This is a genomic window from Rhizobium sp. rho-13.1, assembly GCF_007000305.1.
GTDB lineage: Bacteria > Pseudomonadota > Alphaproteobacteria > Rhizobiales > Rhizobiaceae > Rhizobium > Rhizobium rhododendri.
On the sequence record NZ_SCFL01000002.1, the window covers coordinates 413465 to 427106 of the forward strand.

8 protein-coding genes are annotated in these 13642 nt (G+C 61.4%); 5 read left to right on the forward strand and 3 right to left on the reverse strand.

Annotated elements, in window-relative coordinates:
• Positions 1-136: 136 nt before the first annotated feature.
• Positions 137-3970, reverse strand: coding sequence for a peptidoglycan-binding protein (locus EQW76_RS08475; protein ID WP_142823964.1), 3834 nt, complete (start codon positions 3968-3970; stop codon positions 137-139).
• A 492-nt stretch (positions 3971-4462) separates the two neighbouring features.
• Between EQW76_RS08475 and EQW76_RS08480 the strand changes: the two genes are divergently transcribed.
• From EQW76_RS08480 to EQW76_RS08500, 5 genes are all read left to right on the forward strand, one after another.
• Positions 4463-6259 (forward strand): acyl-CoA dehydrogenase C-terminal domain-containing protein, encoded by a 1797-nt coding sequence (locus EQW76_RS08480; RefSeq protein ID WP_142823965.1) that lies wholly within the window; start codon positions 4463-4465, stop codon positions 6257-6259.
• Between the two features lie 86 nt (positions 6260-6345).
• Positions 6346-6603 (forward strand): AbrB/MazE/SpoVT family DNA-binding domain-containing protein, encoded by a 258-nt coding sequence (locus tag EQW76_RS08485; protein WP_142823966.1) that lies wholly within the window; start codon positions 6346-6348, stop codon positions 6601-6603.
• The gene (locus EQW76_RS08490; protein WP_142823967.1) at positions 6603-6932 is read left to right on the forward strand and encodes a type II toxin-antitoxin system PemK/MazF family toxin; all 330 of its coding nucleotides are present in this window, start codon (positions 6603-6605) and stop codon (positions 6930-6932) included. The genes EQW76_RS08485 and EQW76_RS08490 overlap by 1 nt, the downstream gene beginning before the upstream one ends.
• Positions 6933-6978: 46 nt before the next feature.
• A complete protein-coding gene (locus EQW76_RS08495; protein ID WP_142823968.1) occupies positions 6979-8187 on the forward strand; it encodes an acetyl-CoA C-acetyltransferase in 1209 nt (402 codons plus the stop codon).
• A gap of 90 nt (positions 8188-8277) precedes the next feature.
• Entirely contained in the window at positions 8278-10491 is a 2214-nt protein-coding gene (locus EQW76_RS08500; RefSeq protein WP_142823969.1) for an FAD-dependent oxidoreductase, read from the forward strand.
• A gap of 411 nt (positions 10492-10902) precedes the next feature.
• Here EQW76_RS08500 and EQW76_RS08505 read toward each other — a convergent pair whose 3' ends face one another.
• Together EQW76_RS08505 and EQW76_RS08510 are read right to left on the reverse strand one after the other, a co-directional pair.
• Positions 10903-11244 carry an oxidoreductase gene (locus EQW76_RS08505; RefSeq protein WP_142823970.1) on the reverse strand — a complete coding sequence of 114 codons (342 nt, stop codon included), beginning with the start codon at positions 11242-11244 and terminating at the stop codon, positions 10903-10905.
• Between the two features lie 250 nt (positions 11245-11494).
• Positions 11495-13441 carry a HAMP domain-containing methyl-accepting chemotaxis protein gene (locus EQW76_RS08510; RefSeq protein ID WP_142823971.1) on the reverse strand — a complete coding sequence of 649 codons (1947 nt, stop codon included), beginning with the start codon at positions 13439-13441 and terminating at the stop codon, positions 11495-11497.
• Positions 13442-13642 lie beyond the last annotated feature (201 nt).

Here is a 13642-nt window from a genome sequence, read left to right on the forward strand (position 1 = left end):
GTTAACTTTATGAGATTCGGGTAATCTATGCCGCCAGTGATGCGGGGCTGAAGAGACCTTTTTTTCTCGACAATCTCGATACGAAAAAGCCCGACAGGATTTCTCCGGCCGGGCATTTGCGGATGAATGATCGGTCTCAGGCGGGCTTGTTGCGGGCCAGCAGCTGCTTGACGACCTGATCGGTGATCTTGCCGTCTGGCGTCAGGCCGACCGATTTCTGGAAGCTTTTCAGCGCTGCAACCGTCTTGTCGCCCATGTTGCCATCAGGCGTGCCGGCGTCGAAGCCGTTGTTGTTGAGGATCGCCTGAATGTTGCGGACAGCCTTTTTCATATCGACCGAGCCGGTGTGGACGCTCTTGCCCGCCCATGCGTCGGGAATATCGGCGCGGTTGCTCTGGTCGTCCAGTGGCTGCGGCTTCCAGAGATCGACCTTTTCCTTGGCGGCCTGCAGCTGGTCTGGCTTCAGGGAGTTGGCCACTTCGTCGCGCTTTTGTGCCGCATCCTTGTCGCCGCCCTTGGCGGCAATGGCGAACCACTTGTAGGATTCGGTGAGATCCTGCTTCACGCCGTTGCCCCGTGCATAGAGGATGGCGAGATTGAACTGGCTGTCCGAGACGCCGAAATTGGCGGCTTTGGTGAACCAGTCGACAGCTGCGGCATAATCCTGCGGGCCAGCGGCGCCGGATGCGAACAGAACCGCCAGATTGTGCATGGAGCTGGCGTTACCCTGGTCGGCTGCCAGCTGGTAATATTGCTTGGCTTTTGCGAGATCTCGGTCGAGGCCATTGCCCTTTTCATACATGCTGGCGAGACGGTACTGTGCCGGGGCAAAGCCCTTGTCGGCAGAGAGCTGGTACCAGCTTGCCGCCTGCTTCAGATCGGTCGGCAAACCACGGCCTTCGGTGAAGCGCGCGCCGATCTCGAAGAGTGCCAGAGGATCGCCCTGGCGGGCCGCATCTGCAAGTGCCGGCGGCTGGATGCTGTCCGGGACGGCGATGACGGCAGCAGGAGCTGCCGGTGTCGTGGCATCGCCTGCGGTGTTGGCTGCAGCGACGTCCGGAGCGGTTGTCGCCGACGGCGTCGCATTCGCCATTCCCGGCGCAGGTGTGCCCGGCGAGGTCAGCGGCTGGCTGGCGGTATCGCTACCGGCCGGAGCCGGCGATGCCAAGTGGGCAGTCTGCGTCGCCATGCCAGGCTCTGCTGGCGCAGCCTGTGTCGGGCCAGGGGCGGGCTGCGGCTGAACGGCGGCTGCAGGATCGGTTGCTGCTGGCGCCGGGGTCGCTGCCGAGGTCAAAGCGGACACTTCGGCGGGTGCCGGTGCCTGCTTGCCGGTCAACGAGTGGACCAGCGGAAACGCCATGAGCGCCAGCAATGCAGCGCCGACGGCGAGCAGAATCGGGCGGCGGTAGCGCGCGAAAGTTCCCGTCTTGCCGGGGCCCTTGACCGTGGGCGCTGTTCGCGATTGGTCGACTTCCATGGCAGCGGCCTGGGCAGCGCGGCGGGCGGCGGCGATGTAGTCGGCACGTTCGTTTTCGGTCTGCGGCTTGCCTGCGCCATTGCGGGCGGCATTCTGGCTGGCCCGCACCCTTTCGAGGATCTTCTTGATATCCGGCGCGCCGGAGCCGGGCTCCAGCAACTCGTTCGCCTCGTCGGCATGCATCATGTCGCCCGAATCGATCGACGGCGTCGGGTCGATCACCTGGCGGTCGGTCGAGGCCTCTGTGTCTGCCTTGCGGCCCGGTCGCAGACGCTTGCCGAGGGCTGCAAAGAGGCTCGGCTTGCCGCCTTCGCTCTTGACCGCCGCCTTGATGCGCGCCTTGGTTTCGGCATCCATAGGAATTGCGTCGGCGTTGGTGACCTCAGCTACGCCCGGTACCGCGGTATCGGCGGCGGCTCGCGCAGCAGCGACGGTTGCCATCGGCACTGCAGCGGATGCGGTGCGGATCACCGGTCCGCTCTTCTGCGCAGGTGCGGCAGCACGGGCTTGCGGCGCATCGGCATATTCGAGCGGCGGCGGGTTGAACTCGGCGGCCGGCATGCGGGCGGCGGGCTTGCTGCGCTCCATGTTGTCGAGACGGTCGGCGATCTGGACCAGCGTATTGTGCAGGGCTTCGAATGTGCGGTGCGTGCGCTCGTCGCTGCTGCGGCTGATGTCCTCGAGGTGACGAAGATCCTCGGCCAGCGCCGCCAATGCCGACATCTCGGCCGCAGGTGCCGCGCCGTTCATCGCGCCCTGCCGGGAATAAGCCTGCACGACAGTCTCGGCTGCCTGACGAGCGGCTTCGATGACGTATTCGTCGTTGGTGCTCATATAGTCTTCGATAGCGCTCATGCGCTGGTCGAATTCGACCGGAAAGCCGTTGCGCGGCTCGCTCAGGAGTTCGGAGAGGTGAGCGATCTGGTCTTCCAGTCCGCGCAAGGCGTGACTGTCGGTCGGTGCGGCAGCGGTGCTTTCCTCCAGCCGGGAAGCAATATCGGCGAGCCGGCTTTCGAGCCTGACGACGACCGTCTCGTCGAAGGCCGACGCCGGCGGATGCATGTCGATCTGGTCGATGCGGCGGGCCAGCTGCTCCAGCCGTTCGGCCAGCACGTCGTTGACCGCACCCTGGTCGAGCGCATCGATCTTGCGCGAAATATCGCTGAGGTGAACGGTGAGATCCGGCTGCGGCGCCTGGCTGTATGAGCTTTCCATCAGCCGCGACAGCTCGTTCAGTCGCTCTTCGAGGTTGATCGCGGTTTCCGCATGAGCCATGTCGTCGATGCGGCTGCTGAGGCTTTCGATACGGCTTGCCAGATCCATGGTCGGCTCGAAGCGCAACATGGCTTCGCTGCTCATCACGTCGATCTGGTCGGCGAGGCTGCTGATACGGTTTTCGAGGCGCTGGATCAGCGCCGGATCGGCCGTGTTGGCGGTGCTGCGGCCGCTGGCGGCGATCGCCCGGCTGATTTCGTCGAGGCGCGTATCGATCGCGGTGAACTGCTCGGTCATGGCGCGGTCGCGCGGCTGCATGAGGTTGCCGAACTGCTCCATCGCAGTGGCAATGGAAATCAGCTTTTCTTCCAGCGCATGCACCGCAGGGCTATCGTTCATGCCGCCGAGCTGCCGCTTGATATCGTCGATGCGGTAGGCCAGCGCGACAAGCTTTTCCTGCAGGCCGGATGTGTCGATAGCCTGCAGCCGATCTTCCACGCTGTCCCAACGGCTCTCCATTCCCCGCACGGATTCCTCGCGGGCAAGCCCGTCCATCAGCGCGCGAAGATCGTCGAACTCTGCCTTCAGGGCGGCGGCCTCGGAGCCGTGGCTGGCACCGGTGTTTGCCAGCTGGTCGATGCTGTCGGCAAGACGCGTCAGATCGGCGCGCATGCTGTCTGCGAAATTATGGTCTTCGGCGGCGCCCTTGATCGTGCGGATCTCGGCCCGGAGTGCGCCCATCTCGCGCGCTACCCCGTCTGCGATGTCTTTCTTGAGGTCGTGGCGCAGGCTGACCAGGGCCTGGGCGATCTCGGTCATCGCATCCGCTGCAGGGCGGCTATCGGCCGCAACGCGGGCAACGGGCTGGCGCGAGGCCACGGGTTCTGCGGCGCGCGGTGCGAGCGGCGGACGGACGGGTGCCTCTTGCTCTGCGGCCTGGCTGCGGTCGCGGCTGGCCCCGAGTATGCGCTGGCGCTGGCGGATTTCGGCAAAGGGATCGGAGCGTGGAGCTGGCGCCGGTGCTTCGGCGCGCGATGGCCTGTCGTTGGCCTCGCGGCTGGCGACAGCGCGGTCCAGACGATTGGATCTCTCTGCGAGCGCCGGGCGGGCTGCAGACGACACGGCTGCCGCTGGTGCCTGCGGGCGCGCCGTTTCCAGACCGCCTGCTGCGCCCATCAGACCTTCGATGCGGGCCTCTAGACCCTCGATCGTGCGGCTGAGTGCATCGAGAGCCGTCCTGTCGTTCATCAGGGGAGGATGTGATGGAGATCCGCTCATCGTGTTGCTCACTTCGACATTTGACCCTTGCGGGCTGTTTCCCCCGGTACTCGCGCCGCTGCCATCGAAAACTGCAGTGACTGAAGAGCACCAGACGCAAGGGCGTATTACGGTACGCATTCCTGTGACCGGTGGAGATCGCTGTATTCCAAAAATCTAAACTGCGGCATGGAATACGGATCACTCCGCTCACGCCGCAAAATTCGCAAAACGTGGTAAAGAACCCGTTAACTTTCCCGAAAATTTCTTTAACCTTTGTTCAATGCGCACCAGCCCGGCCATTGCGGACACAAGATATCTCTGAGGAAGCCGAGCCGCACTTTCTCCCGGTGCCAGCGCCTGGGGTCTCGCATACGGCACCCATCGCCCCTCCGACACAAAAGTTTTACCCTCGGGTCATACATTTGACGTTTACGCGCACGTCAATATTTCATAGGCTTGTTGCAGGGACGGAGCCTTGGCCTCGTCTTTGCGAATTGGAGGATTTGAACGATGCCAGTCTATCGGGCGCCCGTCAGCGACACGCTGTTCATTCTCAACGATGTGCTCGGCCTCGAGCGCTACAATAATCTGCCGGGCTTTGCCGATGCGACGCCCGAGATGATCGAGGCCATCCTTGGCGAAGCTGCCCGGATGGCCGAGGAAGTACTGTTTCCACTCAACTATTCTGGCGATCAGGAAGGCTGCCGGCGCAGCGATGACGGCAATGTCTCGACGCCAACAGGTTTCAAGCAGGCCTATGAATCCTATTGCGCCGGTGGTTGGACAGGGCTTGCAGTGCCGGAGGAATTCGGCGGCCAGGGGCTGCCCTATACGCTGCATGCGGCCGTCGGCGAATATACCTCTTCAGCCAATATGGCACTTATGATGTATCCCGGCCTGACGCACGGAGCGATGTCTGCGATCCTCGTGCACGGCACGGAGGAGCAGAAGCGCACATACCTGCCGAAAATGGTCGAGGGCAGATGGTCGGGGACGATGAACCTGACGGAGCCCCATTGCGGCACCGATCTCGGTCTGCTGCGCACGAAGGCCGTGCTACAGCCTGATGGCAGCTACCGGATTTCCGGCCAGAAGATTTTCATCTCGGCGGGCGAGCACGACCTGACGGAGAATATCGTTCATCTCGTGCTTGCCCGCATCGAGGGCGCACCGGAGGGCACCAAGGGTATCTCGCTGTTCATCGTGCCGAAATTCCTGATTGGCGAAGACGGTGCACCGGCCGCCAGAAATGGTGTCAGCTGCGGCGCCCTCGAGCACAAGATGGGCATTCACGCCAACGCCACCTGCGTGATGAACTACGACGACGCGACGGGCTACCTGATCGGCACCGAGAACCGAGGCTTGCCCGCCATGTTCGTGATGATGAACGAGGCGCGCGTCAGCGTCGGTCTGCAGGGCGTGTCGATCTCGGAAGTCGCCTACCAGAACGCCGCCGCCTACGCCCGCGATCGTATCCAGGGCCGCTCGCTGTCGGGGGCAAAGGCGCCGGACAAAAAGGCCGATCCGATCATCGTCCACCCCGATATCCGCCGGACGCTGATGACCATTCGAGCCTTCAACGAGGCCGGTCGTGCCTTCCTGCTGTGGACGGCCCTGCAATCCGACATCGCCCACCGCGCGACCGATGAAAGGGAGCGCCAATTGGCCGACGACATCCTTGGCCTTTTGACGCCCATCCTCAAGGGCGTCATGACGGACAAGGGTTTCGAGCACGCCGTCATGGCCCAGCAGGTGTTCGGCGGCCATGGCTATATCGAGGACAACGGCATGAGCCAGTATGTCCGCGATGCCCGCATTGCGATGATCTACGAGGGCGCCAACGGCATCCAGGCGCTCGATCTGGTCGGCCGCAAGCTCGGCCTCAACGGCGGCCGCGCGGTGATGGCGCTGTTCAAGGAGATCGGCGATTTCTGCGAGGAGAACCGCGCCGACGAAGCGATGGCACCGTTCACCAAGGACTTGAAGAAGAGCCTCGGCGACGCCCAGGCCGCGACCATGTGGTTCATGCAGAACGCCATGGCAAAGCCCGACAATGCCGGTGCCGGCTCCACCGATTACATGCACCTCTTCGGCCTCGTCGTGCTCGGTTACATGTGGGCGAAGATGGTCAAAGCGGCGCAGACAGGCCTTGCCTCCGGCGACAGTGCTCGTTCGGAGTTTTTCGAGGCCAAACTGGTGACCGGGCGCTTTTACATGGAGCGCATCCTGCCGGAAACCGCGCTACGCCGCACCCGCGTCGAGGCCGGCGCAGACACCATGATGGCGCTGCCGGCGGAGGCGTTTTGATCTGCAGAAGCGGTATCTGAGGTCGAGTCCGCATCTTGTGAAGCATGATTGAAAGTTATATATTGATATAACTTTTGGAGGCGAAAATGGCGACATCGACACTTCGCAATGTGGGAGGCTCTGTCATGATGACGATCCCGAAAGCTGTAGTTGATGAGTTGGGACTGACAGCCAATACCAAGGTCGAGGTATTGGCAGAGGATGGGCGCGTCGTTGCGGTTCCGCACAAGCGGCCGAAGTACACGCTCGATGAGCTTTTGGCGCAGTGCGATCTTGATGCACCGTTTACAGAGGAAGATCGGGAATGGCTCGATGATGCACCGTCTGGCCGAGAGGTCATCTAGTGGATCGCGGAGACATCTGGCACGTCGATCTAGAACCGATCCGTGGACGTGAACAGGCTGGCGCGCGGTATGTGCTGGTGGTTACCAAGAAAAGCTTCAATGCCATCGGCACGCCGATAGTGGTGCCTATAACGACCGGCGGTGAGTTTGCCCGTTTCAAAGGATTTGCCGTGTCGTTGTCCGGCGCGGGAACGCGGAGTTCGGGTGTGATCCTGTGCAATCAGCTGCGGTCGCTCGACCTCAGGGCGCGCGGCGGGAAATACGTGGAAAGTGTGCCGGATTTCATCATGTTCGAAGTGCTTGCCCGGATCACTATATTCTTCGACTAATATTACGAGATCGAATTTGGTGCCGGCGGCGCCTGGGAGAGAGACGATGACCGAGGTTTTCATTTACGATCATGTCCGCACGCCCCGCGGTCGTGGCAAGAAGGATGGCGCGTTGCATGAAGTGCCGTCGGTGCGTCTCGCTGCACGCACGCTGGAGGCGATCCGTGATCGCAACGGTCTGGATACGGCGACGGTTAACGACATCATCATGGGCTGCGTCGATCCCGTAATGGAAGCCGGCGCGGTCATCCCGAAGGCTGCGGCGTTCGAGGCGGGCTATTCGACCCGTGCCCCCGGAATGCAGATCTCGCGCTTCTGCGCATCCGGCCTCGATGCCGTCAATCTGGCTGCGGCCAAGATCGCCCAGGGCGCGGACGACATCGTCATTGCCGGCGGTGTCGAGAGCATGTCGCGGGTCGGGCTCGGGATGGGCGGTGGTGCCTGGTTCATGGATCCATCGGTCAATTTTCCCGCTTATTTTATGCCGCAGGGCGTCTCCGCCGATCTGATTGCCACAAAATACGGTTTCTCGCGCGCCGATGTCGATGCTTATGCTGTCGAAAGCCAGAAGCGCGCGGCGCATGCTTGGAAAAGCGGCTGGTTCGACAAGTCCGTCATTTCGGTCAAGGACCAGAACGGCCTGACCATCCTTGCCCATGACGAGCACATGCGCCCCGGCACGGATATGCAGGCGCTCGGCGCCCTCAATCCGTCCTTCCAGATGCCCGGTGAAATGGGCGGCTTCGAGGCCGTCGGTATCCAGGCGCATCCGGAAATCGAGCGCATCAACTACGTCCACCATGCCGGCAATTCCTCCGGCATCGTCGACGGCGCAGGCGTCGTACTGCTCGGCTCCAGGGCTGGTGGCGGGAGCATGGGACTAAAACCCCGGGCCCGCGTCAAGGCTTTCGCCAACATCGGCTCCGACCCGGCACTGATGCTGACAGGGCCAGTCGATGTGACCGAGAAGCTGCTCAAGCGTTCCGGCCTGTCGCTGGCGGATATCGATCTTTTCGAACTCAACGAGGCTTTTGCCGCCGTCGTTCTGCGCTACTGCCAGGCTTTCGACATCGATCATGGCAAAATCAACGTCAATGGCGGCGCCATCGCCATGGGCCATCCGCTCGGCGCCACCGGTGCGATGATCCTCGGTACAGTGCTCGACGAGCTGGAGCGCCGGGATCTCAACGTCGCCCTGGTTACCCTCTGCATCGGCGCCGGCATGGGCACCGCCACCATCATCGAAAGGGTCTGATGGCTTTCTCCGCACCCCCCCCTGATGGGGGCAAGCGAGTGAGTGTGCAACCCGGCAACCACGAACATTTACTGGGAGAGGAATCCCGCGATGAGCAGCTACACCAATTTCACTGTCGAGACTGATGCAGACGGCATTTCGCTGGTCACCTGGGATATGCCGGGAAAGTCGATGAATGTGTTCACAGCCGAGGTCATGGGAGAGCTTGACGCCATCATTGATGCAAGCGTCGCCGATGCTGCCGTGAAGGGCGTGGTCATCACTTCGGGCAAGGCCAGTTTTTCCGGGGGCGCCGATCTGTCGATGATCAAGTCGATGTTCACCTTCTACAATGATGAGAAGGCGAGAGACCCTGCGACGGCGGCACAAAAGCTGTTCGACCTTGTGGGCCGCATGACAGGCCTTTTCCGCAAGCTCGAAACCTGCGGCAAACCATGGGTTTCGGCGATCAACGGCACCTGCATGGGCGGTGCCTTCGAGATGTCGCTCGCCTGCCATGGCCGTGTCGTCTCCAGCGCCAAGCATGTCAAGCTGGCGCTGCCGGAGGTCAAGGTCGGTATCTTCCCGGGCGCTGGCGGAACGCAGCGGGTCTCGCGGCTTGCCAATGCCCAGGACGCCCTGCAGATGATGACGACGGGCGCCTCGCTGTCTCCGGCGCGCGCCAAGGCGATGAACCTCGTGCATCAGGTCGTCGAACCGGATCAGCTGATCGCTGCGGCAAGGCAGATGATCAGGGATGGACTGAAACCCGTCGCTCCGTGGGACGAAAAAGGCTTCAAGGTTCCCGGCGGCGGGATCTGGACGCCGGCCTCGGCCCAACTCTGGCCGGCAGCGCCCGCCATTCTCCGCCGCGAGACAGCGGGAAATTATCCGGGCGCGCTCGCCATCCTCAAATGCGTTTACGAAGGCCTGCAGGTACCCTTTGACCTCGGCCTGAAGATCGAGCAGCGCTACTTCACCGAGGTCCTGCGGACGACCGAAGCGTTCTCGATGATCCGCTCGCTGTTCGTCTCGATGCAGGAGCTCGGCAAGGGCGCCCGTCGCCCGGCCGGCATCCCAAAGACGGTCCTGCGCCATGTCGGCATCGTCGGCGCCGGCTTCATGGGCGCCTCCATCGCGTATGTCACAGCCGCAGCGGGCCTGCGCGTAACCCTGATCGACCGTGATATGGACGCCGCCAACAAGGGCAAGGCGACCGGCGAGGGGCTCGTCAAGGATGCCATCGCAAAGGGTCGGTTGACGCAGGAGGAGGGCGCAGCCCTGCTTGCCAACATCACGCCGTCAGCCGATTACAGCAATCTAGGCGATGCCGATCTCGTCATCGAGGCCGTGTTCGAGGACCGCGATGTCAAGAAAGCTGTGATCGAGGCCGTTGAGGGGGTGTTGCCCGAGACGGCGATCTTTGCCTCCAACACCTCGACGCTGCCGATCTCGGGACTGGCGGAAAACTCGAAGCGCAAGTCCAATTTCATAGGCATCCACTTCTTCTCTCCAGTGGAAAAGATGATGCTGACCGAGGTCATCATGGGCAAGGAGACCGGCAACCGTGCACTGGCCGTGGCGCTGGATTTCGTCGCCGCCATCAGGAAGACGCCTATTGTCGTCAACGACACCCGTGGATTCTACGTCAACCGCTGTGTCTTCCGTTACATCCATGAGGCCTATGACATGCTGATCGAAGGCGTGCCGCCGGCCATGATCGAGAATGCCGCCAAGATGGCCGGGATGCCCGTCGGACCGCTGTCGCTGAACGACGAGGTGGCCATCGATCTCAGCCAGAAGATCCTGAAGGCAACGGTAGCCGATCTCGGGCCTGCCGCCGTCGATCCCGAGCACATCAAGCTCATCGACCGTATGGTCGACGAACTCGACCGTCGGGGCCGCAAGAACGGGCGTGGTTTCTACGACTATCCTGCCAAACCGGCGAAGAAGACGCTTTGGCCCGGCCTGAAGGAATTCTTCTCTCAAAAGAAGCCTGAGGATGTGCATGTCGGGGTCTTGAAGCAGCGCATGCTGGTGACAATCGCGCTCGAAGCTGCCCGGACGATGGAAGAGGGCATTGTCACCGACCCCCGCGAGGCCGATGTCGGCTCCATCCTCGGCTTCGGCTTCGCGCCTTACACCGGCGGCACGCTGTCCTACATCGATGGAATGGGAGCAAAGACGTTCGTGGCGCTTTGCGAAAAACTGGCGGCTGAACACGGCGACCATTTCAAGCCGACGCCGCTGCTGGTCGAGATGGCCGCAAGCGGGGAAACGTTCTACGGACGGTTCGATCCGTACAAGATGGAGAACGCAGCCTGACATAAGTCAGGTTGACTATCGCCGCATTTCGGGAACGGTCGTAGCGACGAAAGCGTCGTCGAAATCATGTGATCAAAGGTGAAAAGCGGCAGCGTCGCTTTTCTCGCGCATCAGGCAATCGGCTCTGTGCCGGTGGATCAGAGGCTGCTCCAGACGATTAGCCCGATGGCTGCCCAGATGCAGGCAGACAGTTCGAAAGCTATGACATATGCTTTTGCACGATCGCTCATGAAATCCTCCTCCGCATGGTCTCCCAACCATGTATATTATTTAGTTCGATATTCCGCAGAAAGTCAAACGAACTTTGTCAATTTTGCGACAATTACGTGCCATTTGCCTGACGTCCGAAATAGAAGACAGCCCCGCGGAGTTCGGGGCTGTCGGTCTCGGGGCTGATCAGCCAATATAAAATTACTGGCAGTTCGAGGTCTGCGCGCTGTCGGAGTCGGACTTCATATTCGTCGTATTTTTGTTGGTTTTTGTAGCGTTGCAATCCTGCGACTTGCCGTCGCCGTTGCTGCCGCCGCTGTTGGTGCCGGTGCCATTCGTCATGCCACCGCTTGTGCCGCCGGTTCCCGTGTTCGAGCCGGGCGTTCCGGTGCTGGTGCCATTGCCTGTGCTATCGCTGCCCGAGCTGGAACCGGAGGCGCCGGATGTCCCGGAGCTGCTACCTGGGCTGCCGGTGCCGGCTGCCATCGCGCTTGTTGCCATTGCGAGCGTCAGAGCAGTCACTGCCAAGATCTTGGAATACATTGGGTATCTCCCTGGTTTGTTTTTACAGACAACCAACCAGTGTTCGAACAGGTTGTTCCAGACTATGTGAAGGATTGCTGATGAAAAGCACGGCGTGCATGTTTTGCCAGGATAGCTCTCATCGGCCGCAAGTGCTGCGCGGCGACGATCGTCGTCGTCAGGCGAAAATGCGGAAGGCCGGCCACCAATGACTTGGCGGCCGGCCTCTGGGTAATTCGAGTGCTGTGTCAGGCTTTGATCGTCGACGGGCTCAGAATTCTTCCCAGTTCTCTGCTGCAGCGGAGCTGCCGCCTCCGAGGCCGACGGCGCCGGCAACCTTGGAAAGCATGCGTCGTGCGGGCGAAGGAACGGGCTTGTGGCTGGCATGGGCCACTTCCGGACGGCGCATCGGCGTTGCTTCGCGGCCTCCGCCGACATTGAATTCGGAGATGATCTCGCGCAACCGTTCGACTTCCCCGGCCAGAGCGGCGCTTGCAGCGGTCGATTCTTCGACCATGGCGGCGTTCTGCTGGGTCACCTGGTCCATCTGGTTGACCGCCGTGTTGACTTCAGCCAGCCCCACCGACTGTTTCTTGGCGGATGTCGCAATCGAATCGAGCTGTGTGTTGATCGATATGACCTGTTCTTCGATGATCTTCAGGGTTTGTCCGGTTTCCTGCACGAGCTTGACGCCATTGCTGACCTCCTCGCCGGAATTGCGGATCAGATCCTTGATCTCCTTGGCGGCCTGGGCCGACCGCTGCGCGAGTTCGCGGACTTCTTGGGCCACGACCGCAAAGCCCTTGCCCGCCTCGCCGGCACGAGCGGCTTCGACACCTGCGTTCAAGGCCAGAAGGTTGGTCTGGAAGGCGATCTCGTCGATGACGCCGATGATGCTGGAGATCTGGTTGGAGGATTGCTCGATGCGCTGCATGGCAACGACCGTGTTGGAAACGACCTCGCCGGAGCGCCGCGCCGACTTGTTGGCCTCGATCGCCACGTGGCGCGCCTCTTCAGTCCGCTTCGAGGAGTTGGCAACGTTGATGGTGATCTGGTCGAGTGCCGCCGCAGTTTGCTCGAGCGATGCAGCCTGCTGTTCCGTGCGCCTGGAAAGATCGTCGGCACTCTGGCTGATTTCGCGCGCACCGTTGTCAATGGATCCCGTTGCAATGGAGACCGACCGCAAGCTGGAGGCAAGCTGGTCGACGGCAGCATTGAAGTCGGCACGCAGGCTTTCGAAGTCGCCGGCAAATGCTTCGTCGAGGCGGAAGGTCAGGTCGCCGCTCGAGAGATGCTTGAGCCCGTTTGCAAGCCCCGAGGTCGCCTGGGCCATTTCTTGGGCTCGCTGGCGATCGGCCTGGGCGACGCGGCTGCGTTCGGCCTCGCTTGCGGTGCGGGTCTGTTCCGCATCCCGCTCGAGTTCCTTGGCACGCAGTCCATTATCCTTGAACACCTGGACCGCCTTGGCCATGGTGCCGATCTCGTCGCGCCGATCCACGCCGTCGACTGTTGCGTCGAGGTTGCCATTGGCAAGCACATTCATGGTTTTGGCCAATTTCTGGATCGGGCTGACAAGCCACGAGCGAACGGCGAGGAAGCCAAGCACGAGCACCGCGACAAGGCCAACGGCGACGATGATCAGGGTCGTCATGATCGTACCGTTTGTGACACTGGTAAGCCGGTCGCTTTCCTTGGAAGACGCATCCGCAATGTCAGTGACGAAAGACGAAAATTTCGGAGAGATTGCAGCGAATGCAGGTTGGCACTGGCTCAGGAAAAGTTGCTGTGAAGCGAGAACGTCGGTGGGACTAGTGGCAGCTCGACCAGCAACAATCGCTGGTGCGCAGGTCGTGGAAAGAATTTGGATGCCTTCCGTTTTCAGTTGGGGCAGCGAAGCGTTCTCGGGTAACGCAGCGATCGCTTGGTCCATGAATTTGACAAAGCCATCGCTAGCCTCTTTGAGGCTTTTCTCGGAGCGCGCATTGAGCTCGTCCGTATTCGCCATCAAGATATCGCCGATCGACGCCCGCGCGGTTTGCAAACTGCGGTTGGCTCGGGCCGAATTAAGCGCGGCTGCCGACTCGTGATCCAGCAGCGCACTGTAGCCCGTGTCGATGCTGCTGAGCTGCTGGCCTGAATAGAGCGAGACGCCGATGGCAAAGAGCCCGAAGCCTGCCATGATGAGCAAAAATTTTCCAATGATAGATATGTGTTTCACCTGCAACTCCGGCAAATCTGTTTTTCGGGGAGGGGTGCCACGAGCAAATCATTCACCGGGCAGACCGTGAGAAGCGGACGGTGAGGATGCTGCCGATTTTTGACAGAGGCGCCCTACCCACGAAACCCGCTGACCTCTGCTGGATGACGACTCAGCCATGCATATCAGTCGAATAAAATGTAGGACATACTTTCTAAGTAA